Source organism: Mangrovibrevibacter kandeliae, from assembly GCF_024519155.1.
GTDB lineage: Bacteria > Pseudomonadota > Alphaproteobacteria > Rhizobiales > Rhizobiaceae > Mangrovibrevibacter > Mangrovibrevibacter kandeliae.
This window is the reverse complement of record NZ_JANIFJ010000004.1, coordinates 128,902-149,322: the sequence shown is the minus strand read 5'-3', so window position 1 is coordinate 149,322 and position 20,421 is coordinate 128,902. Positions and strand designations below refer to the sequence as shown.

Sequence of the window (20,421 nt, the reverse complement as noted above, 5' to 3'; positions counted from 1 at the left end):
CTCCCCTGCGCGACGTGGATGGAGTGGTGGATGCGTACGACCTCGACCCGCCTGATGGCCGCAGCCGCCCTCGGCCTCATGCTGGCAGCCTTCTTCCCGAGCTTCGAGGGCCGCACCTGGCACGCGGCCGCGCAGGACGACACCAGCAAGCTGCCGCTGCCGCGCTTCGTCTCGCTGAAGTCGGCGCGTGTGAACCTGCGCGTCGGCCCCGGGCGCGACTACGCCGTCTCCTGGCTTTATCTCAAGCGCGGCCTGCCGGTGGAGATCGTCCAGGAGTACGACCTCTGGCGCCGCGTGCGCGACAGCGAGGGCACCGAGGGCTGGGTCTATCACTCGCTCCTGACCGGCGAGCGCACCGCGATCGCCGCGCCCTGGCTGAAGGGCAAGAGCGCCACCATCGACGTGCACCGCAGCCCCGCCGACGACGCTCCGCTCGTCGCCCAGATGGAGCCGGGCGTCGTCACCCACGTCGAGGAGTGCAGCAACGGCTGGTGCGAAATCAAGGTCGCCGACCGCGACGGCTTCGTCCAGCAGCACGAGATCTGGGGCGTCTATCCCGACGAGCGCTTCTGAGGCTGGCGGGTTTCGACAACGGCCCCAAAGCATCGCAACGCGTCGTCGGCCGCCAGGCGACGAACTCGATCGCGGCGGTTGCCGGCGGGTTTCGCAAGGCCGGGCGCCGGGCGCCCTTCACCGCACGCCCGAGGTGCGAGCCTCCATCCCCCGCATGCTGAGGTGCAAGCGCCACCCGCCCTTATGCTGAGACGTGTGCGCCATTCACGCTCATCCCGGATGCGAGCATCATCCGCCGTCGTCTGAGGTGCAAACCCACTCGCCCTCATCCTGAGGTGCAAGCGCAGCGAGCCTCGAAGGGCGAGGGCATAGCGAAAGCGCTCGAAGGGGCGCCTCACCCTTCAAGGTCTCTTCGGTGCATTTCAGCCTTGGAGGGCCCTTCGGGCCACCTCAGGATAAGGGGACGCAGCGGTCGATGCGACGACTGCGGCGCCGGTGCGCCTCAGGCGTTGCCGGGCGCGGCCTTGCGGCGCAGGCGCACCACCACGTCGACATTGACGATCTCCATCCCCTCCGGCGGCTCCGGCAGACGGTCGAGGCGGATCGCCTCGTCCGGGATGTCGATCATCGCGTTGTCGTCTTCGATGAAGAAGTGATGGTGGTCGGAGGTGTTGGTGTCGAAATACGTGCGCTGGCCGCCTTCGGCCGTCAGCGGGCGCACGAGCCCCGCATCGGTGAACTGGTGCAGCGTGTTGTAGACGGTCGCCAGCGACACCGGCTCACCGGCCCGGTGCGCCTCGGCGTGCAGCTCTTCCGCCGACAGATGCCGGTCGCCATGCGAGAAGATCAGGTTACAGAGCGCCACGCGTTGCTTTGTCGGGCGAAGGCCCGCAGCCCGCAGCCGCTCGAACACGCAAAATCCCTGGCTCCGCGCCCGCTGTTCCATCGCTCGTCCACAACCGCTCGAAATGCCGACCGGCGGCACATCGCCCGGCGGCGCCTGCCGCTTGCAGGCTTCATCAGCGCGGTCATAGCATGAAGTGGAACGGCGCACAAAGCGTGCGAGGAGCGCCGCGCGGCGCCTGCCTTCGCAGCGAGCGCTACCCGGTCGAGCGCCGCTGCAAGGGTCCCGCCCCCCGTAGGCAAGCCGCGCCGCTGCAGTTAAGACCGGACACCGCCTCCGGAGCCCCGCACCATGTCCGTTCCCCTCGTCGCCGTTCCCGCCGATGTTCGCAGCTTCGAGAACTACACCTGGCACGCGACGCCGGACACCTACCTGAAGGCCGCCATTCGCGTCGCCGGCGTCGTGCCGGTGATCGTGCCGGCGCTGCTGCCCGAGCTCGACCTCGGCGCGCTGCTGGCGCGGGTCGACGGCGTGCTCGTCACAGGCTCGGCCTCGAACGTCCATCCCGAGCGCTACGGCGTGCCGGCCTCGACGGCGCACGAGCCCTTCGATCCCGAGCGCGACCGGCTCACCGAGGCGCTGATCCGCGGCGCGGTCGAGGGCGGCCTGCCGCTCCTCGCGATCTGCCGCGGCCATCAGGAGCTGAACGTTGCCTTCGGCGGGAGTCTGGCGACCGAGATCCAGGAGTTGGAGGGGCGGATGGACCACCGCGCCCTGCCCCACCACGATCAGCGCGAGCGCTTTGCGGTCCGCCACCCGGTCACGGTGGCGCCGGACGGCAAGCTCGCCGCCATCGTCGGCGCGGGAGAGCTGCGGGTGAACTCGCTGCACCGGCAGGCGATCGACCGTCTCGCCGACGGGCTAGTCGCCGAGGCAAGCGCTCCCGACGGGACGGTCGAGGCTGTATCGGTGACCGGCGCCAAGGCCTTCGCCTTCGGCATGCAGTGGCATCCGGAATACTGGGCGGAGACGGACGAGCCCTCGCGGCGGATCTTCGAGGCCTTCGGCGCGGCCTGCCGGCAGCGGCGCGAGGCGGCGTCGAGCCGCTGACCGCGACCTCGCATCGCCGCGCATCAGGTCGTGGGAGAGCGTCCGCCGAGGCTGTGTGATCTTGAGGGACGAAAGGCGATCAAAGGTCGCACCGCCGCGGCGTCAGTTCGCCTGTTTGAGCGCCTTATCCAATGCCGGGATCAGCCCGCTTTCGATCGCCTGCGGCGTGAACGGGCCCGTCTGCTTCCACAGGATCGTCCCGTCGGTGCCGACGAGGAAGGTCTCGGGCACGCCGTAGACGCCCCAGTCGATGGTCGACTGGCCGGCCGGATCGTAGCCGACGGCGGCATAGGGATTGCCCAGATCGGTCAGGAACCCGCGCGCGTTCTCCGGCTGCTTGTCCTTGTAGTTGATGCCGACCAGGCGGACGCGCCTGTCCTTCGCCAGCTGCATCAGCAGCGGATGCTCCTCGCGGCAGGGCGCGCACCAGGAGGCGAAGACGTTGACCAGCACCGGCCGCCCGTCCCCCGCCGCGGCGAGATCGAGGCCCGGCACCGGGGCGCCGTCGGCCTGCGTCAGGCCCGGCAGCGGCGGCAGCACGGTCTTCGGCGCAGACTTGCCGATGAGCACGGAGGGCACCTCGCTGGCGTCATGACCGGACGCCAGCTGATAGAGGAAGACGCCGGCGAGCCCCAAGAAGAAGAGCAGCGGCAGCGCGACGAGCAGTCGCCCGGCGCGCGAGGCCCGCGGCGTATCGGCGCCCTCGTTCAGCGGTTCGCTCGCCTCGGTCACGACGCACCCGCCTCGGCCCGGGCCATCGAACGGCGCCGCACGCCGCGCGCTTCGAGGAGCTTCAGTTCGGCGCGGCGGGCGCGCGCGTCGAGGAACAGCCAGAGTCCGAGCCCGGCGAGCGCAAGCGCCGAGATGCCGTAGGCGGCGGCGATGAAGCCGGTGTAGTCGTGCATGATCCTCAGGCCTCGGCGCCGCGCGCGGTCATGCGGGCGAGCGCGCGGACGCGCCGGCGCAGCACCTCGGTGCGCATCGCCGTCAGGTGCATGGCGAAGAACAGGGTGGTGAAGCCGAGCGCGCAGAGGAGCAGCGGCCACAGGAAGACCGGCGCGATCGATGGCCCGTCGAGGCGGATGATGCTCGCGGACTGGTGCAGCGTGTTCCACCAGTCGACCGAGAACTTGATGATCGGGATGTTGACGAAGCCGACGAGGACGAGGATCGCCGCAGCGCGCGCCGAGCGGCCGGGATCGTCGAGCGCGCGGGTCAGCGCGATGAGCCCGAGATACATCAGGAACAGGACGAAGACCGAGGTCAGCCGCGCGTCCCACACCCACCAGGTGCCCCACATCGGCCGGCCCCAGACCGAGCCGGTGACGAGCGCGAGGAGCGTGAACACCGCCCCGATCGGCGCCGCCGCCTTCACCGACACGTCGGCGAGCGGATGGCGCCACACCAGCGTGCCGAGCGCCGAGGCGCTCATGACCGTCCAGCACATCATCGCCAGCCAGGCGAAGGGCACGTGGATGAACATGATCTCGACGGTCGCGCCCTGCTGGTAGTCCGGCGGCACGGAGAAGCCGAGCCCGAGGCCGGCCGCGAGCAGCAGGGCCGCGAGGCCGTAGAGCCACGGCTGCACGGCGCCCGAGACCTGGAGGAACCGAGTCGGGCTGGCGAGAGCGGCAAGGCGCGGCGGGCGGAGGGCGATGTCCGTCATGGCGCCATCTTAGAAGCGTTCCGATGTGGCGGCAATTCGACGGGGGCGTTCAACAAGCCATCGGAGGCACACGAGTCACAGGTCGTTGACCCAGTCCTCATGGCCATGCCGGACACGGACGATCAAGACGTCCACCTCATCAACAATGTAGATGACGACGTGAGCGCCGCAGCGGTGGATGCGCACCGCTGGCGTGATCTCGAGGCGCTCGCGTGCGAGTTCTGGGAAGTGTGCCAGCACCTCGAATGTCTGGCGCAAGCGCGCATGGTAACGGCCGGCCTGCTCCAGACCGAAAAGACGCGAGCCTTCGGTGTAGATGTGCTGAACGTCTTCGGCCGCTTGATCCGTAAGCCGGTAGCTCATGGCCAGGCTGTCAGACGCCGAGATCGCGCCGCGCCGCCGCCTCGATGTCGTCCATCGTCCGGCTACTGATGCCGCTTTGAAGCCCCTCAGTGACGAGGGCTTGCAGATGCGCGATCTTCTCGGTCCGATCCTGATCCCGGCGGATCAGGTCACGAACGTAGTCGCTGGTATTGCTGTACCGGCCGTTTTCGGTCTGAGCTTCAACCCAGTCCTTCATGCGGTCCGGAAGGGATACATTCATGGTCGCCATGATGAGGACCTCCTGACCTCAGGCTACACCTTTGGCAAAGATTGCCAAGTCAAAAGCCACGGGCATCGCATCCATCGGCTCGCAACAGATCCGCTCAGCCGCCCCGGCCGTACCAGCGGCGCCATTCAGCGCAGTGCCGAGAGTGTCGCCATGACAGCAACAACGGCCACCGACTGCATTCGTCCGACCCCGCCGCCGCATGTCAGGCCGGAGCCGGGAGCAGCAATGCCGCGGCTTCGTCCAGGTTCGACACCTCCGCATAGGGAAGCCAGTCCGGGTTGCCACGCTGCCCCAGCCGGTTCACCCAGATACCGCGAATTCCAAGGTCGTGACACGCCTTCATGTCGAGGAACATGCCCATCGCGACATGGACGGTCTCCTCCTTGGTCACGCCCATCGCGGCATAGGCATGCTCGAAGATCTGCCGGGACGGCTTATAGGCGCCCGCGCGTTCGGCGGTGATGACGAAGTCGATCGCGACGCCGAGAGGCGCGACGTTGTGGACGATGAGGTCCTCGTCGGAGTTGGTGACGATCGCCAGGCGGTAGCGCTCGCGCAGCCGTCGCAGCGCGGCCGGCACCTCGGGATGCGGTCCCATCGTCGAGATCGCGTCGGAGAGCTGCTCGACGGCGTCCCCGCCGGCGGCGAGCCCGTGCTCCGTCAGCGCGGCGCGGAAGCCGGTGCGCAAGATGTCCTTGTAGAGCCGGTGAGGCCGCTCGGCTTCGAGCCGGCGCGACTGCTGCGAGAAGCTGTCGAGCACGGCGGAGGCATCGGTCGCCTCCCGCCCCTGCTCGCGGAGAACGGCCGCGATCTCGCGCAGCAGCACCTCGTACCACTGTACGAGCGTGCCGTAGCAATCGAAGGTGATGACCTTCGGGGCGGGATCCAGCCTGAACATCACGTCATCGGTCGGGGGCACGGATCACCTGCAGCTGCCGTCGCTTGGATAAACAGGGCAACCTAGCCGGGAACGGACGGCGCCACCATCCCACAACCGGAGCCTCGGCACCCGCCGCTGGCCGGGCTGTGCGACGGGTCGCCCCCGCTGCGGCGGCGGGCGCCGGCACGACCAGCGGGCGGGATGCCCCTCAATCCCCGCTTGCCCTGAGCGCCGCGGCCGCCGCGACGGGGCCGAGCACAGCGAAGAACAGCGTCAGGGCGATCAGGATCAGGAAGGGCGGCAGGAACGGGTCGGGCTCGTTGACCGCGCCATAGGTCGCCGAGACGCCGAAGATCAGCACCGGAATCGCCAGCGGCAGCACCAGCACCGAGACGAGCAGCCCGCCGCGCGGCAAGGCGACAGCCACCGCCGCGCCGACCGCGCCGATCAGCGTGATCGCCGGGGTGCCGACGAGGAGCGTCGCCATCACCGCGCCGATCGCGGTCGGCGAGAGCGCCAGGAACAGGCCGAGGACGGGCGCGGCGAGCACCAGCGGCAACCCGCTCGCCACCCAGTGCGCCGCGCATTTGGCAAGCACCGTCAGCGGCAGCGGGGTCGGGCCGAGGATCAGGAGGTCGAGCGTGCCGTCGTCGCGGTCGGCCTGGAACAGCCGGTCGAGCGTCAGGAGCGCCGATAGGAGCGCGCCGTTCCACAGGATCGCCGGCCCGATGCGGCTGAGGAGGTTGAGGTCGGGGCCGATGCCGAAGGGGATCGTCGCGATCACCGCGAGGAAGAAGACGACGGCGACCGTCGCCCCGCCGCCGGCGATGCCGAGCCGGACGTCGCGCAGGAACAGCGCCTTCACCACCAGGACTCCGCGGTCGCCGAGCGGACCAGGTCTCGCTCCGGCCTGCCGGAGCGGGGTGCACCGGCGAAGCCTTCCGCGGCCGGGTCGGCGTCGTCGGCCGCGGCGACCGCCGGATCGAATCGCTCGATCCGCAGCGTGCGGCCCTCGATGCCGAGCGGCTGGTGGGTCGCGGCGACGACGAGACCGCCGGCGCTGAGATGCGCCGTCAGGAGCCGGGCGAACGTCGCCTGAGAAGCCGTGTCGAGCGCGGCGGTCGGTTCGTCGAGGATCCACAGCGCCCGGTGCGCGACGAGCAGCCGCGCCATCGCCGCGCGCCGCTGCTGGCCGGCGGAGAGATAGCCGAAGGGCAGATGGCCGAGGTCCCCGAGCCCGACCGCGTCGAGCGCCGCGGCGACGTCGGACCCACCCGGCCCACCCGGCCCACCACCGAGAAAGCGCTGCCAGAACAGGAGATTGTCCGCGACCGTCACCGCGGGTTTCATGCCGTTGCGGTGGCCGAGATAGTGCGCGATCTCGCCCGGCGTCGCGGCCGGTTCGCCGTCGGGTGCGAGGGCGCCCTCGACCGTCAGCCGGCCGGCGGCGAGCGGCAGCAGGCCGGCGAGCGTGCGCAGAAGGGTCGACTTGCCGGCGCCGTTCGGCCCAATGACGAGGAGCGCGTCGCCGCCCGAGAGGGTGAAGTCGTCCGGTTCGGCGACGATCTCGCCGCCGCGCGCGATCGTCAGCCCGGCGGCGGTGATGGTGATCATCTGGGAAACCCCTCGGAAGGCCCGACTGGACAAGGCGTCGCCGGTGGTAACGCTTTGTGCGCCACGGGCCGCCGGCGCCCCTTTATAGCCGTTACAAACTTCCCTATAAGGCCCGCAACCACGCCAGCGACCGGCGTGTTCGAGAATCAGCGCCGAACTCGCGGCGCCTGCCCTTCGTGCAAGGCGGCAGGCCACGGGGCGGACAGGCGGAAATGGTCGTACCCGCACCTCAAGCGCTCCGGCGCGGCAGGCGTTCGCCTTCGGACAGATTTGACGTTCGAGAAGGAAGGATGCCCGTGTCCCACCCCGACAGTTTCAAGAGCCGCCGCACCCTCACCGCCGCCGGCAAGACCTATGTCTATTTCGACCTCAAGGAGGCGGAGAAGAACGGTCTGACGGGCGCTTCGCGGCTGCCCTTCTCGATGAAGGTGCTGCTCGAGAACCTGCTGCGCAACGAGGACGGTCGCACCGTGACGGCCGACGACGTGCGCGCCGTCGCCAAGTGGGTCGAGGACAAGGGCAAGGCCGGCTACGAGATCGCCTACCGCCCGGCCCGCGTCCTGATGCAGGACTTCACCGGCGTGCCGGCGGTGGTCGACCTCGCCGCCATGCGCGACGCCACGACCCAGCTCGGCGCCGATCCGAACAAGGTCAACCCGCTGGTGCCGGTCGATCTCGTCATCGACCACTCGGTGATGGTCGACTTCTTCGGCCAGCCGGACGCCTTCCGCAAGAACGTCGACGTCGAGTACGACCGCAACGGCGAACGCTACACCTTCCTGCGCTGGGGCCAGTCGGCCTTCCAGAACTTCCGCGTGGTGCCGCCCGGGACCGGCATCTGCCACCAGGTGAACCTCGAATACCTCGCGCAGACGGTCTGGACCAAAGAGGAAAACGGCGAGACGATCGCCTATCCGGACACGCTCGTGGGAACCGACTCGCACACCACGATGGTCAACGGCCTGTCGGTGCTCGGCTGGGGCGTCGGCGGCATCGAAGCCGAGGCGGCGATGCTCGGCCAGCCGATCTCCATGCTGATCCCCGAGGTCATCGGTTTCCGCTTCACCGGCAAGTTGCCGGACGGCACCACCGCGACCGACCTCGTGCTGACCGTCACCCAGATGCTGCGCAAGAAGGGCGTCGTCGGCAAGTTCGTCGAGTTCTTCGGCCCCGGCCTGTCCAACCTCACCCTCGAGGACCAGGCGACCATCGGCAACATGGCGCCGGAATACGGCGCCACCTGCGGCTTCTTCCCGATCGACAAGGACACCATCGCCTATCTCGAGGCGACCGGCCGCGACAAGGACCGCATCGCGCTGGTGGAAGCCTACGCCAGGGCGCAGGGCATGTACCGCGAAGACGGCACGCAAGACCCGGTCTTCACCGACACGCTGGAGCTCGATCTGTCCACCGTGGTGCCTTCGCTCGCCGGCCCCAAGCGCCCGCAGGACCGTGTGGCGCTGACCGACGCGGCCAGCTCGTTCGGCCCGGCGCTCGCCGACATCCTCGCCAGCAGCAAGAAGAAGGCCGACGGCGCCGCCGCGCCGGCCGACAACTCCGTCCGCTATCCGGTCGAAGGCGCCGACCACGGCATCGCCCATGGCGACGTCGTGATCGCGGCGATCACCTCCTGCACCAACACCTCGAACCCGAACGTGCTCGTCGCCGCTGGCCTCCTCGCCCGCAAGGCGCACGAGAAGGGCCTCAAGGTGAAGCCCTGGGTGAAGACCTCGCTCGCACCGGGCAGCCAGGTGGTGACGGAGTATCTCGAGAAGGCCGGGCTCCAGAAGGACCTGGATGCCATGGGCTTCAACCTCGTCGGCTATGGCTGCACCACCTGCATCGGCAATTCCGGCCCGCTGCCGGAGCCGATCTCCGAGGCGGTGAACAAGAACGACCTCGTCGCCTGCTCGGTGCTGTCGGGCAACCGCAACTTCGAGGGCCGCGTCAATCCGGACGTGCGGGCGAACTACCTCGCCTCGCCGCCCCTCGTGGTCGCGTATGCGATCGCCGGCTCGCTCTTCGTCGACATCACCACGGCCCCGCTCGGCCAGGACCAGGCCGGCAACGACGTCTACCTCAAGGACATCTGGCCGACGACGCAGGAGATCGCCGAGATCGTCCGCGCGACCGTCACCCGCGACATGTTCGAGACGCGCTACGCCGACGTCTTCAAGGGCGACGAGCACTGGCAGAAGATCGACGTCTCCGGCGGCCTGACCTACGCCTGGGACGACCGGTCGACCTACGTGCAGAACCCGCCCTACTTCGAGGGCATGACGGCCGATCCGAAGCCGGTGACCGACATCAAGGGCGCTCGCATCCTCGGCCTGTTCCTCGACTCGATCACCACCGACCATATCTCGCCAGCCGGCTCGATCAAGTCGAGCGGCCCGGCGGGCGAGTATCTCGTCAGCCACCAGGTGCGTCCGGTCGACTTCAACTCCTACGGCGCGCGCCGCGGCAACCATGAAGTCATGATGCGGGGCACCTTCGCCAACATCCGCATCAAGAACCAGATGGTGCCGGGCGTCGAAGGCGGCGTCACCGTTCACCATCCGGACGGCGCGCAGATGCCGATCTACGACGCGGCGATGGCCTACAAGGACGAGGGCGTGCCGCTGGTGATCTTCGCCGGCAAGGAATACGGCACCGGCTCGTCGCGCGACTGGGCGGCGAAGGGTACCGTGCTTCTCGGCGTCAAGGCGGTGATCGCGCAGAGCTTCGAGCGCATCCACCGCTCGAACCTCGTCGGCATGGGCGTCGTGCCCTTCGTCTTCGCCGAGGAGGGCACGTCCTGGCAGACGCTCGGCCTGAAGGGCGACGAGAAGGTCACCATCGACGGGCTGACCACGATCCAGCCGCGCCAGACGCTCGACGCCACCATCGAGCGGGCCGACGGCACGACGCTGACGGTCAAGCTCTACTGCCGCATCGATACCCTGGACGAGCTGGAATACTACAAGAACGGCGGCATCCTGCACTACGTGCTGCGGCGCCTCGCCGCCTGATCGCCGCATCGCTGCCAGGCGGCCTCAGGTCCGCCCCCCGCATGCGTCGCCGCCGCGCCCTGCAAGGTGCGGCGGCGCGATCGATCGGCCAGCGCCTCGAACCCGAGGCTCACCCCTAATTGAGTGGTTGATGATGAGGGCCGGGCCTAGGTTCGCCGCCATGACCAGCATCCCCCCTCTTCGCGGCCATGTCCGGTGGCCCGTCCCGTCGAGGGCCGGAACTGCATCCGGACCCGCCCTGCTCGCGCGCCTCTTGGTCGCCGCTCTGATGTTCGCCTCGGCGCTCCATGCCGTTGGCGCCCGTGCCGAAGACAAATCCGCCATCCGCGGCGTTCTGGAGCTCTTCACCAGCCAGGGCTGCTCGTCCTGTCCGCCCGCCGACAAGCTCCTCGCCGACTACGCGAAGCAGCCGGGCGTGCTGACGCTCGGGTATCACGTCGACTACTGGGACTATATCGGCTGGCGTGACACCCACGGCTCGCGAGCCAACACCGAACGCCAGCGTGACTACGCCAAGGCCCTCAACGCCGGCACCATCTACACGCCGCAGATGGTGGTGAACGGCCAGACGCACGTGATCGGTTCCTTCAAGAACCGGATCGACAGCGCGCTCGCCAGCACAGGCCTCGACCCGCGGGCGCGGGTCGATCTCCGTTTGCAGGGCGACCGGCTGCACATCACCGCGGACCTCGGAGGCGCGGCCGCGGAGACGCGGGCTCCGATGCTGGTGCTGGTCACGTTCGACCAGAGCAGCCGCACCGATGTCACGCGCGGCGAGAACCGCGGCCGGCAGCTCGTCGACACCCATCCGGTGCGCGACTGGCGCGTGATCGGCATGTGGAGCGGCAAGCCGCTGGATGTCGACCTGCCGAAGGCGATGCTCGACCCCACCGAGGACGGACCGGTGGGCTGTGCCGCAATCCTGCAGACGGTGACTTCGGACGGCGCGCCGGGCCGCATCCTGGCGGCGGCCACGATCGTCCTCGACAACGGAAGCTGACGACGCGCGCGGCAGCCGGCTGGCGAGGGCTCTTCCTGCGACCGTCTGCCGCAGCCTCGCACTGGGTTCCGGCGCACTCCGACCGGCTGTGCCGATGCTCCGGGCGAGTACCGAGCGATGACGCTCTGGTGTCGCAGGCCCGTGCCTCTCGACCCATTCGCGGTCACCTTGTCACCTCCGACGGTTGCTCCACTTAGGTGGCTCTGGAATGCTGACGATCAGCAGTCCAAAGCGTGTTGCGTCTCGTGATCGCGTCGTGGTTCTGCAGGACAAGCCGGTGGCCGCCGGCACCGTCCGCAGAGGCCGCGTGTCATGCGTCGCCACCCGCGCCGCCTGCGCATCCGGCCGCAGGTCCATCGCACTGTGAGAGGGAGAGTTCATCGATGGCGGCACGCTATCTGATCACCGGCGGTCTGGGCTTCATCGGCCGCGCGCTCTGCGACGACCTGCTTGCCGCGGGCTACGACGTGCGGGTTCTCGACGCTCTGATCCCGCAGGTCCACGGGGACACCCGCGTGGCGGTCGATCCGCGGGTTGAGGTGATCGAAGGCGACGTGCGTGATCACGAGAAGGTCCGCCAGGCCATCGCCGGAGTCGACGGCGTCTTCCATCTCGCCGCCGAAGTGGGCGTCGGCCAGAGCATGTACGAGATCGAGCGCTACGTCAGCGGCAATGACGTGGGGACCGCCGTGCTGCTGCAGGAGCTCATCGACAGCCCGGTGCGCCGGATCGTCGTCGCCTCGTCCATGAGCGTCTACGGCGAAGGCCTCTATCTCACCTCCGATGGCGAGCGGGTCGCCGATGCCCGGCGCGTCGCCTCGCGCATCCGCGAGGGCGCGTGGGAGCCGGTCACGCAGGACGGCCGGTTGCTCGAGCCTGTGCCGACCGACGAGAGCAAGCCGGTCGACCTCGCGTCGATCTACGCCCTGACCAAGTATGCGCAGGAGCGTGCCGTCCAGATCTTCGGCACGGCTTATGGCGTGGAGACCGTCGCGCTCCGCCTGTTCAACGTATTCGGCGCGGGCCAGGCGCTGTCCAATCCCTACACCGGCGTCCTCGCCAACTTCGCCTCGCGGCTGATGAACGGTCAGGCGCCGACCATCTTCGAGGACGGCCAGCAGCGCCGCGACTTCGTCCACGTGCGCGACGTTGCGCGCGCCTTCCGCCTGGCCATGGAGCGGCCGGAGGCGGTCGGCGAAGTGATCAACATCGGCAGCGGCCGGATCTATCCGATCAGCAAGGTGGCCTCGCTCCTCGCCGCCGCCATGGGCACGCCGGAGATCGCCCCGGAGATCCTCGGCAAGGCCCGGTCGGGCGACATCCGCAACTGCTTTGCCGACATCGGCAAGGCCCGCCGGCTGCTCGGCTTCGAGCCGCAGCATGCGCTGGAGGACTCGCTCGAGGAGTTCGTGGCCTGGGTCCGGGCGGAGAAGGCCGAAGATCGCGGTGCGGAGATGCGCCGTCATCTCGAGGCCCGAGGCCTCGTGGCATGACCGACATGACGGTTCCGGCACGGACCTTCGGCTTCGTCGAGTGGTTTCGGCAGGGCGAGTACGAGCGGGTCGAGGACGCACTGGCAGGCATGGCTGCCGCCAAGGCGACGCAGCTGCGCACGCATCTCTCCTGGGCGGAGTTCTACGCGCCGGGTGGGCCTGAGTGGTTCGACTGGCTGATTCCGAAGCTCGGCGCCGCGTTCGATCTCCTCCCCTGCATCCACTACACGCCGCCGTCGCTCTCGCGCACGGGCAAGAGCTCCGGCCCGCCGCGCCGACTGCTCGACTATGCCGACTTCGTCGACGTGATCCTCACTCGCTACGGCCGGCACTTCACCCACATCGAGCTGTGGAACGAGCCGAACAACCTCCTCGACTGGGACTTCACCGTCGACCACGAGTGGCTGCTGTTCTGCGAGATGATCGGCGCCGCCGCTCACTGGGCGCAGGAGCGCGGCTGGAAGACCGTGCTCGGCGGCCCCTGCCCCTTCGACCCCAATTGGCTCGAGCTGATGGGTCAGCGCGGCGTCCTCGCCAAATTCTCGGCGGTCGGCCTGCACGGCTTCCCCGGCACCTGGGACAGTGCGGACGGATCCTGGCAGGGCTGGGCCGAGCATCACCGCGAGATGCGGCGGATCCTCGATCGCCACAACCCTGCGGCGGAGGTGTGGATCACCGAAGCCGGCTACTCGACGTGGCGGCATGACGAGCTGGGGCAGCTGCGCCAGTTCCTCGATCTGCTGGAGGTGCCCGCCGACCGGCTCTACTGGTACTCCTGGCAGGATCTGGCGCCGGAGGTGGCCGTCCAGGAAGGGCATTTCTTCGACCAGCGGCATTACCATCTCGGCGTGGTCGATCCGGCCGGCCGGCAAAAGCTGCTGGCGCGTGCGCTGACCGAGGGCGGTGTCGCCAAGGCGCGGGCGCTGTCGAGCCTTGCGGCTCCGTCCGTCGCCCGCCCCTCGCGGCCGATCACCATTCTCGGCGGCGCCGGCTTCATCGGGGCGAATCTTGCGGAGAGCCTCCTGAAGGAGGGGCGCGAGGTGCTGGTGGTCGACAACTTCAGCCGGCCGGGCGTCGAGCGAAACCTCGACTGGCTGAAGCGCGAGCACGGCGAGCGGGTCCATGTCGCGGCGGTCGACCTGCGCGACCGGCAGACGACCGCTGAGGTCGTCGCGGACGCCGGCGCCGTGTTCCATCTGGCGGCGCAGGTCGCCGTCACCACGAGCCTCGTCGATCCGTTCCACGATTTCGCCGTCAACGCGCAGGGCACGCTGAACGTGCTTGAGGGTCTTCGCCGCACCGGGCGCAAGGTGCCGGCGATCTTCGCCTCCACCAACAAGGTCTATGGCGGGCTGGAAGACGTCGCCATGGTGGAGGGCGCGGAGGCGTATGCACCGGCCGACGCCGCGATCCGCGAGAACGGCATCGGCGAGTGGCGCAACCTCGACTTCTGTACGCCTTACGGCTGCTCCAAGGGGGTCGCCGACCAGTACGTCCTCGACTACGCCAAGTCCTACGGGTTGCCGACGGCGGTGCTGCGGATGAGCTGCATCTACGGGCCACGCCAGTTCGGCACCGAGGATCAGGGCTGGGTCGCGCACTTCCTGATCCGGGCGCTGCGCGGCGAGCCGATCACCATCTATGGCGACGGCAAGCAGGTGCGCGACATCCTGCACGTCGCCGACGCGGTGGCGGCCTATCGTCTCCTTCTCGACAACATCGAGCAGATTTCCGGCCGCGCCTTCAATCTCGGCGGCGGACCTGCCAATGCCGTCAGCCTGCGCACGGTGCTGCGCGAGATCGAGCGCATCGCCGGGCGACCGCTCGATCTGTCCTATGGCGACTGGCGGCAGGGCGACCAGCTCTACTTCGTGGCCGACACCCGCAAGCTGACCGACACCCTCGGCTGGCAGGCCCGCACCGCATGGCGCGAAGGTCTCGACGATCTAGCGCGCTGGCTCCAGACGGGCGAAGGACCGGTGCCGGCGACCGGCGCCGCGCTGGCTGAGGACGCGCCGCGTCATCGGGTGCCCGCATGAGACGGCGACGTCGCCGCGACGCCTCCCCGACGTCAACGGACGCAGCCGTGCCCCCATCGGCACGAGCGCCTGGGATCGCCGGCCAATGAGGCCGAGCCGCATCCTGATGACCACCGATGCGGTCGGCGGCGTCTGGCAATACAGCCTCGATCTCGCGCAGGAACTTGCCGCCGCCGGCACGCCGGTCCTGCTGGTGGGGCTCGGACCGGAGCCGACGCCGCCGCAGCGCGAGGCGGTCGCCGCGCTGTCCGGCGTCGAACTGGTCTGGTTGAACGAGCCGCTCGACTGGCTCGTGGAGGACGAGACGGCCCTCGATCCGCTCGCTCCACGTCTCGATCACCTGGCCGAGCGACACGCGGTCGACCTCCTGCATCTCAACACGCCGTCGCAGGCGGTCGGCTTGCAGACGGCGCGCCGCGTCGTCATCGCCTCGCATTCCTGCGTGGTCACCTGGTGGCAGGCGATGCGAAGCGAGCCCCTCCCGGCCGAATGGGAATGGCAGCGCCGCCGCAACCTCGCCGGCTTTCGCCGTGCGGATGCGGTGCTCGCGCCGAGCCGCTCGCACGCCGAGGCGCTGCTCGAAGCCTATGGCACGATTGCCGGGCTCGCGGTGGTGCCGAACGCGGTGCGGCCGGTGCCGGTCTCCGCCGCGGACAAGGAGCCTTTCGTGCTGGCCGCCGGTCGCTGGTGGGACGAAGGCAAGAACGCCGCGCTTCTCGACGCGGCGGCCGCCGGCTGCCGCTGGCCGCTGCTGATGGCGGGCGGGCTGGGCGGACCGAACGGCCAGATGGTTACCCCGCTGCATGCGCAGACGGCCGGCGTCCTGTCGGCTTTCGAGACCCGGGCGCTGATGGCGCGCGCCTCGATCTTCGTTGCCCCCTCGCTGTACGAGCCCTTCGGCCTTGCGCCGCTGGAGGCGGCGCTGGCGGGCTGCGCCCTCGTCGTCACCGACATCCCGATCTTCCACGAGATCTGGGACGACGCGGCCGTCTTCGTCGATCCGCACGATCCGGAGGAGCTGCGACAGGTGCTCGACCGGCTGGCGGAGGAGCCCGCGGAGCGGCGTGAACTCGCGCGCCTCGCCGCCGCCCGGGCCAGCGAATTTTCGCTCGCACGGCAGGTCGGGGCCCTGTCGAGGATCTATGCCGATGTCCTGTCGAACGGCGGTCGGACACCGGCCGCCGCGGAGTTGTGATGCGCTTCCTGTTCTACACCCATTCCCTCGTCTCCGACTGGAACCACGGCAATGCACACTTCCTGCGCGGCGTGATGCGCGCGCTGGCCGAGCGCGGCCACTCGGTGCAGGCGCTCGAGCCGGAGGGCGCCTGGAGCCGCACCAACCTCATTGCAGATCAGGGAGCGGACGCCGAAGCGCGCTTCTTCCGCGACTTTCCAATGCTTCGGACGCAGACCTACGGGAGTGCCTTCGAACACGAGGCGGCGCTGGCGGAGGCGGACGTCGTGCTCGTGCACGAGTGGACGGATCCCGCGCTCGTCGCCCGGATCGGCAAGGCGCGGGCGCAGGGCGGCCGCTTCACACTCCTGTTCCACGACACGCACCACCGGGCCGTGTCGCAGGAGGAGGACATCGCCGGCCTCCTTCTCGCCGACTATGACGGCATCCTCGCCTTCGGCGAGACGCTCCGCCAGCGCTACCTCAAGGCCGGCTGGGGCCGCAGCGTCTTCACCTGGCACGAGGCGGCCGACACCGCTCTGTTCCGGCCGCTGCCGGAGACGGCCAAGCGCGGCGACCTGATCTGGATCGGCAACTGGGGCGACGGCGAGCGCACGCGCGAACTGCAGGAGTTCCTCGTCGAGCCGGTGCGGAGCCTCGGCATCCAGGCGACGGTCCGGGGCGTGCGCTACCCGGCCGATGCGCTGGCGCGGCTGGAGGCGGCCGGCCTCCACCACGGCGGCTGGATCGCCAACGCCGACGTGCCGGCGGCCTTCGCCGCGCACCGGGTGACGGTCCACGTGCCGCGCCGTCCCTATGTCGAGGCGTTGCCCGGCATCCCCACCATCCGCATGTTCGAGGCCCTCGCCTGCGGCATTCCCCTGGTCTCGGCGCCCTGGTCGGATGCGGAGAACCTCTTCCGCCCCGGCGAGGACTTCCTGTTCGCGGCCGACGGCGAGGCCATGGCGCGGACGCTGCGCGAGATCCTCGACGATCCCGACCGCGCCGCGGCGCTCAGCGCCTCCGGCCTCGCCACCATAAGGGCCCGTCACACCTGCGCCCATCGGGTGGACGAACTCTTCGCCATCCTCGGCGAAGTCGGCACCGCATCCCTCACCCGGCAGCTCAGGCACGAGGAGGCCGCCCAATGAAGATCGCCTTCTACGGCTCCAGCCTCCTGTCTTCGTACTGGAACGGTGCCGCCACCTATTACCGCGGGCTCCTGTCGGCGCTGGCGCGGCATGGGCACGACATCACCTTCTACGAACCCGACGTCTACGACCGGCAGGCTCATCGCGACATCGACCCGCCGGACTGGTGCCGCGTCGTCGTCTACGACGGCACGCCTGACGCGGTGCGCCGGGTGTGCGGCGAGGCCGCCGGCTACGACGTCGTGGTGAAGGCGAGCGGAGTCGGCTACGCCGACGACCTGATCCTCGCTACGATGCTGGACAACGCCCGGCCGGACGCCGTGCGCATCTTCTGGGACGTCGACGCGCCGGCGACGCTTGCGGAGATCAGCGCGGCCCCGGATCACTACATGCGCGGCGCCCTCCAGCGCCTCGACCTCGTGCTCACCTATGGCGGCGGCGATCCCGTGGTGACGGCCTATCGCTCGATCGGCGCCGCCGAATGCATCCCGATCTACAACGCGCTCGACCCTGCAACCCATTTCCCCGTGTCGCCGGAGCCGCGCTTCGACGCCGATCTCGGCTTCCTCGGCAACCGGCTGCCCGACCGGGAGGCGCGGGTCGAGGAGTTCTTCCTGCGCCCCGCTGCGGCGGTGCCGGGCGCGACCTTCCTCCTCGGCGGCTCGGGCTGGGGCGACAAGCCGATGAGCGGCAACATCAGGCAGATCGGGCATGTCGGCACGCGCGACCACAACGCCTTCAACTGCACCCCGAAGGCGGTGATCAACGTGACCCGCGACTCCATGGCGGCGACCGGCTACTCGCCGCCGACCCGCGTCTTCGAGGCGGCAGGCGCCGGCGCCTGCCTGATCACCGACCACTGGGTCGGCGTCGAGATGTTCCTGAAGCCCGACGCCGAGGTGCTCGTCGCGCGCGACGGGAAGGACGTTGCGGAGATCATGCGGGACCTGACGCCGGAGCGCGCCGCGGCGATCGGGCGGGCGGGTCTGGAACGGGTGCTAGCGGAGCACACCTATGATCGGCGTGCCGAGGAGGCCGACGGCATCCTCGCCCGCGTTGCCGCCGCCCGCCGTGCCGAGGCCGCGGCATGAGCCGGCCGCTCGACATCGTCGTCCTCGGCCTGTCGCTCGCCTCGTCCTGGGGCAATGGCCATGCCACCACGTTCCGCTCGCTGCTGCGCGGCGTCCACCGGCTCGGCCACCGCGTCCTGTTCCTGGAGCGCCAGGTGCCCTGGTATGACGGCGACCACCGCGACCTGCCCGATCCCGATTTCTGCGACCTCGCCTTCTATGGCGACCGTGGCGCGCTCGAGCAGCGCTTCGCCGAGCGGGTCCGCGCCGCCGATGCGGTCATCGTCGGCTCCTACGTGCCGGAGGGCGTGCCGGTGATCGATTGGGTGCTTGCGACGGCGGAGGGCGTCACCGGTTTCTACGACATCGACACGCCGGTGACGCTGGCGCGGCTGGAGCGGGGCGACGAGGCGTACCTGGCGCGCCGGCAGATTCCCGGCTTCGACGTCTACTTCTCCTTCACCGGGGGACCGACGCTGGAGCGGCTGCAGAGCGAGTTCGGCGCCCGCAGCGCCGAGGCGCTCTACTGCTCGGTCGAAGCGGCGCGCTACGCGCCCACCGGCGAAACGCCGGTCTGGGATCTCGGCTATCTCGGCACCTACAGCGACGACCGCCAGCCGACGCTGGAGGCGCTCCTGATCGAGCCGGCGCGACGCCTGCCGCATTGCCGCTTCGTCGTTGCGGGGCCGCAGTATCCAGCGACAATCGACTGGCCGGGCAACGTCGACCGGATCGAGCATCTGCCGCCAGCCGAGCACGCCTCCTTCTACAGCCGCCAGCGCTACACCCTGAACGTCACGCGCGCCGACATGATCGCGGCCGGCTGGTCGCCGAGCGTGCGCCTGTTCGAGGCCGCCGCCTGCGGTACGCCCATCGTCAGCGACAGCTGGAAGGGCCTCGAGGCGATCCTGCCGGGCGGGGTGCGGACGGTGCAGGGAACAGACGAGGTGGTGGCGCTGCTGCAGCAGGCGGACGCGGCGCAGCGATCCGCCATGGCCGAAGCAGCGCGGCGCGTGGTTCTCGCCGACCACACCGGCGATGCCCGTGCGGCGGAGTTCGCCGCAGCGATCCACCGGCTGCTCGAGGCCGGCCGCGACAGAGAGATTGCGAGGACTGCACTTCATCCCGTTGCCTGAGCAACGGATCACAACCGGGCCCGTTAATGCGCCTCGGTGAGGATTTTCTGCCTGTGGAGTTCGAAGATGATGGACATGCCCGTGACGCCGCAGACCAAGACCGTTCTCGTTGCCGGCGGGGCGGGCTTCGTCGGGTCGAACCTGTGCGACGCGCTGGTGGCGCAGGGCCATCGGGTGATCTGCGTGGACAGCCTGATGACCAGTTCGCGCCAGAACGTCGAGCACCTGCTCGCCGGCCCGGGCTTCCGCTTCGTCGAACAGGACATCTGCCGTCCGCTGACCGTCGATGAGCCGGTCCACCAGATCTACAACCTCGCCTGTCCCGCCTCCCCACCGGCCTATCAGGCCGATCCGCGCCACACCCTGATGACCAGCGTGATCGGCACGAGCAACCTCCTGGATCTCGCCCGACGCCACGGCGCGGCCTTCCTCCAGGCCTCGACCAGCGAGATCTACGGCGACCCGGAAGAGCATCCGCAGCGCGAGGACTACTGGGGCCACGTCAACTGCACCGGACCGCGCGCCTGCTACGACGAGGGCAAGCGCGCCGCCGAGACGCTGTGCTTCGACAGCCTGCGCACTGGCGATGCGGATGCGCGCGTGGTGCGCATCTTCAACACCTACGGCCCTCGCATGCAGCCCGACGACGGCCGCATCGTCTCCAACCTCATCGTGCAGGCGCTGAAGGGCGCGCCGCTCACCATCTACGGCACCGGCGAGCAGACGCGCTCCTTCTGCTACGTCGCCGACCTCGTCGAGGGCCTGATGCGGCTGATGAACCTGCAGGAGAACCCCGGCCTGCCGGTCAACCTCGGCAATCCGGGAGAGTTCACCATCGCCGAACTCGCGCAGCTGGTGCTCGAGATGATCCCGACCCGTTCGCCCATCGAGCATCGGCCACTGCCGGTCGACGATCCGAAGCGCCGCTGCCCCGACATCACCCGCGCCCGGACGCTGCTCGACTGGCATCCCCGCATGTCGCTGCGCGACGGCCTCGTGCCGACGATTGCCTGGTTCGAGCAGAAGACCGGCCATAGCCGCGCCGCCGCTTCGCCCGCCGGTCGCATGCCCGAGGGCGTGCTCGCACGGCAGAGCCTGGTTTGACCG

19 protein-coding genes and 1 pseudogene are annotated in these 20,421 nt (G+C 69.5%); 11 read left to right on the top strand and 9 right to left on the bottom strand.

All coding sequences use genetic code 11. The features are described 5' to 3' along the window. Window positions 1-30 precede the first annotated feature (30 nt). Window positions 31-573: an SH3 domain-containing protein gene (locus NPA30_RS12455; protein WP_256803022.1), complete on the top strand. Its 543-nt coding sequence runs from the start codon at window positions 31-33 to the stop codon at window positions 571-573. Window positions 574-1,015: 442 nt separating this feature from the next. Here NPA30_RS12455 and irrA read toward each other — a convergent pair whose 3' ends face one another. Beyond that, window positions 1,016-1,459, bottom strand: coding sequence for an iron response transcriptional regulator IrrA (gene irrA, locus NPA30_RS12450; RefSeq protein WP_256803021.1), 444 nt, complete (start codon window positions 1,457-1,459; stop codon window positions 1,016-1,018). 249 nt (window positions 1,460-1,708) lie between these two features. Here irrA and NPA30_RS12445 point away from each other — a divergent pair, with 249 nt between their 5' ends. Continuing rightward, window positions 1,709-2,467 (top strand): gamma-glutamyl-gamma-aminobutyrate hydrolase family protein, encoded by a 759-nt coding sequence (locus NPA30_RS12445; RefSeq protein ID WP_256803020.1) that lies wholly within the window; start codon window positions 1,709-1,711, stop codon window positions 2,465-2,467. Window positions 2,468-2,569: 102 nt separating this feature from the next. Here NPA30_RS12445 and NPA30_RS12440 read toward each other — a convergent pair whose 3' ends face one another. The 8 genes and pseudogenes from NPA30_RS12440 to ccmA form a co-directional block, all read right to left on the bottom strand. Next, complete coding sequence (locus NPA30_RS12440) at window positions 2,570-3,178, bottom strand: DsbE family thiol:disulfide interchange protein (RefSeq protein WP_256803250.1); 609 nt, start codon at window positions 3,176-3,178, stop codon at window positions 2,570-2,572. 17 nt (window positions 3,179-3,195) lie between these two features. Continuing rightward, complete coding sequence (ccmD, locus tag NPA30_RS12435; protein WP_256803019.1) at window positions 3,196-3,372, bottom strand: heme exporter protein CcmD; 177 nt, start codon at window positions 3,370-3,372, stop codon at window positions 3,196-3,198. 5 nt (window positions 3,373-3,377) lie between these two features. Continuing rightward, complete coding sequence (locus NPA30_RS12430) at window positions 3,378-4,133, bottom strand: heme ABC transporter permease (RefSeq protein WP_256803018.1); 756 nt, start codon at window positions 4,131-4,133, stop codon at window positions 3,378-3,380. 75 nt (window positions 4,134-4,208) lie between these two features. After that, the gene (locus NPA30_RS12425) at window positions 4,209-4,496 is read right to left on the bottom strand and encodes a type II toxin-antitoxin system RelE/ParE family toxin (protein ID WP_256803017.1); all 288 of its coding nucleotides are present in this window, start codon (window positions 4,494-4,496) and stop codon (window positions 4,209-4,211) included. Window positions 4,497-4,506: 10 nt separating this feature from the next. Further along, window positions 4,507-4,746 carry a type II toxin-antitoxin system ParD family antitoxin gene (locus NPA30_RS12420; protein ID WP_256803016.1) on the bottom strand — a complete coding sequence of 80 codons (240 nt, stop codon included), beginning with the start codon at window positions 4,744-4,746 and terminating at the stop codon, window positions 4,507-4,509. A gap of 202 nt (window positions 4,747-4,948) precedes the next feature. Continuing rightward, window positions 4,949-5,665, bottom strand: a complete 717-nt coding sequence (locus NPA30_RS12415; protein ID WP_256803015.1) for a haloacid dehalogenase type II — start codon at window positions 5,663-5,665, stop codon at window positions 4,949-4,951. 169 nt (window positions 5,666-5,834) lie between these two features. Then, complete coding sequence (ccmB, locus tag NPA30_RS12410; protein ID WP_256803014.1) at window positions 5,835-6,491, bottom strand: heme exporter protein CcmB; 657 nt, start codon at window positions 6,489-6,491, stop codon at window positions 5,835-5,837. Window positions 6,492-6,634: 143 nt separating this feature from the next. Next, a pseudogene (gene ccmA, locus NPA30_RS12405) lies at window positions 6,635-7,237 on the bottom strand (heme ABC exporter ATP-binding protein CcmA); the annotation flags it as partial. 293 nt (window positions 7,238-7,530) lie between these two features. Here ccmA and acnA point away from each other — a divergent pair. From acnA to NPA30_RS12360, 9 genes are all read left to right on the top strand, one after another. Beyond that, entirely contained in the window at window positions 7,531-10,251 is a 2,721-nt protein-coding gene (acnA, locus tag NPA30_RS12400) for an aconitate hydratase AcnA (RefSeq protein ID WP_256803013.1), read from the top strand. A gap of 253 nt (window positions 10,252-10,504) precedes the next feature. Continuing rightward, window positions 10,505-11,251 (top strand): DUF1223 domain-containing protein, encoded by a 747-nt coding sequence (locus NPA30_RS12395; RefSeq protein ID WP_256803012.1) that lies wholly within the window; start codon window positions 10,505-10,507, stop codon window positions 11,249-11,251. A 383-nt stretch (window positions 11,252-11,634) separates the two neighbouring features. Beyond that, entirely contained in the window at window positions 11,635-12,744 is a 1,110-nt protein-coding gene (locus NPA30_RS12390) for an NAD-dependent epimerase/dehydratase family protein (RefSeq protein ID WP_256803011.1), read from the top strand. A gap of 5 nt (window positions 12,745-12,749) precedes the next feature. Continuing rightward, window positions 12,750-14,783 carry an NAD-dependent epimerase/dehydratase family protein gene (locus NPA30_RS12385; protein WP_407944105.1) on the top strand — a complete coding sequence of 678 codons (2,034 nt, stop codon included), beginning with the start codon at window positions 12,750-12,752 and terminating at the stop codon, window positions 14,781-14,783. Between the two features lie 85 nt (window positions 14,784-14,868). Continuing rightward, entirely contained in the window at window positions 14,869-15,978 is a 1,110-nt protein-coding gene (locus NPA30_RS12380) for a glycosyltransferase family 4 protein (RefSeq protein ID WP_256803009.1), read from the top strand. Further along, the gene (locus NPA30_RS12375; RefSeq protein WP_256803008.1) at window positions 15,978-17,108 is read left to right on the top strand and encodes a CgeB family protein; all 1,131 of its coding nucleotides are present in this window, start codon (window positions 15,978-15,980) and stop codon (window positions 17,106-17,108) included. Before NPA30_RS12380 ends, NPA30_RS12375 begins: the two co-directional genes overlap by 1 nt. After that, window positions 17,105-18,199 carry a CgeB family protein gene (locus NPA30_RS12370; protein WP_256803007.1) on the top strand — a complete coding sequence of 365 codons (1,095 nt, stop codon included), beginning with the start codon at window positions 17,105-17,107 and terminating at the stop codon, window positions 18,197-18,199. The genes NPA30_RS12375 and NPA30_RS12370 overlap by 4 nt, the downstream gene beginning before the upstream one ends. Continuing rightward, window positions 18,196-19,314 carry a CgeB family protein gene (locus NPA30_RS12365; RefSeq protein ID WP_256803006.1) on the top strand — a complete coding sequence of 373 codons (1,119 nt, stop codon included), beginning with the start codon at window positions 18,196-18,198 and terminating at the stop codon, window positions 19,312-19,314. The genes NPA30_RS12370 and NPA30_RS12365 overlap by 4 nt, the downstream gene beginning before the upstream one ends. Window positions 19,315-19,380: 66 nt before the next feature. After that, entirely contained in the window at window positions 19,381-20,418 is a 1,038-nt protein-coding gene (locus NPA30_RS12360; RefSeq protein ID WP_256803005.1) for a UDP-glucuronic acid decarboxylase family protein, read from the top strand. Window positions 20,419-20,421 lie beyond the last annotated feature (3 nt).

What these genes read in the sequence shown, in the direction of transcription:
- NPA30_RS12455 (WP_256803022.1), top strand. Translation starts at nt 31, where the DNA reads ATGCGTACGACCTCGACCCGCCTGATGGCCGCAGCCGCCCTCGGCCTC.
- irrA (WP_256803021.1), bottom strand. Translation starts at nt 1,459, where the DNA reads ATGGAACAGCGGGCGCGGAGCCAGGGATTTTGCGTGTTCGAGCGGCTG.
- NPA30_RS12445 (WP_256803020.1), top strand. Translation starts at nt 1,709, where the DNA reads ATGTCCGTTCCCCTCGTCGCCGTTCCCGCCGATGTTCGCAGCTTCGAG.
- ccmD (WP_256803019.1), bottom strand. Translation starts at nt 3,372, where the DNA reads ATGCACGACTACACCGGCTTCATCGCCGCCGCCTACGGCATCTCGGCG.
- NPA30_RS12430 (WP_256803018.1), bottom strand. Translation starts at nt 4,133, where the DNA reads ATGACGGACATCGCCCTCCGCCCGCCGCGCCTTGCCGCTCTCGCCAGC.
- NPA30_RS12425 (WP_256803017.1), bottom strand. Translation starts at nt 4,496, where the DNA reads ATGAGCTACCGGCTTACGGATCAAGCGGCCGAAGACGTTCAGCACATC.
- NPA30_RS12420 (WP_256803016.1), bottom strand. Translation starts at nt 4,746, where the DNA reads ATGGCGACCATGAATGTATCCCTTCCGGACCGCATGAAGGACTGGGTT.
- acnA (WP_256803013.1), top strand. Translation starts at nt 7,531, where the DNA reads ATGCCCGTGTCCCACCCCGACAGTTTCAAGAGCCGCCGCACCCTCACC.
- NPA30_RS12390 (WP_256803011.1), top strand. Translation starts at nt 11,635, where the DNA reads ATGGCGGCACGCTATCTGATCACCGGCGGTCTGGGCTTCATCGGCCGC.
- NPA30_RS12385 (WP_407944105.1), top strand. Translation starts at nt 12,750, where the DNA reads ATGACGGTTCCGGCACGGACCTTCGGCTTCGTCGAGTGGTTTCGGCAG.
- NPA30_RS12380 (WP_256803009.1), top strand. Translation starts at nt 14,869, where the DNA reads ATGAGGCCGAGCCGCATCCTGATGACCACCGATGCGGTCGGCGGCGTC.
- NPA30_RS12375 (WP_256803008.1), top strand. Translation starts at nt 15,978, where the DNA reads ATGCGCTTCCTGTTCTACACCCATTCCCTCGTCTCCGACTGGAACCAC.
- NPA30_RS12370 (WP_256803007.1), top strand. Translation starts at nt 17,105, where the DNA reads ATGAAGATCGCCTTCTACGGCTCCAGCCTCCTGTCTTCGTACTGGAAC.
- NPA30_RS12365 (WP_256803006.1), top strand. Translation starts at nt 18,196, where the DNA reads ATGAGCCGGCCGCTCGACATCGTCGTCCTCGGCCTGTCGCTCGCCTCG.
- NPA30_RS12360 (WP_256803005.1), top strand. Translation starts at nt 19,381, where the DNA reads ATGATGGACATGCCCGTGACGCCGCAGACCAAGACCGTTCTCGTTGCC.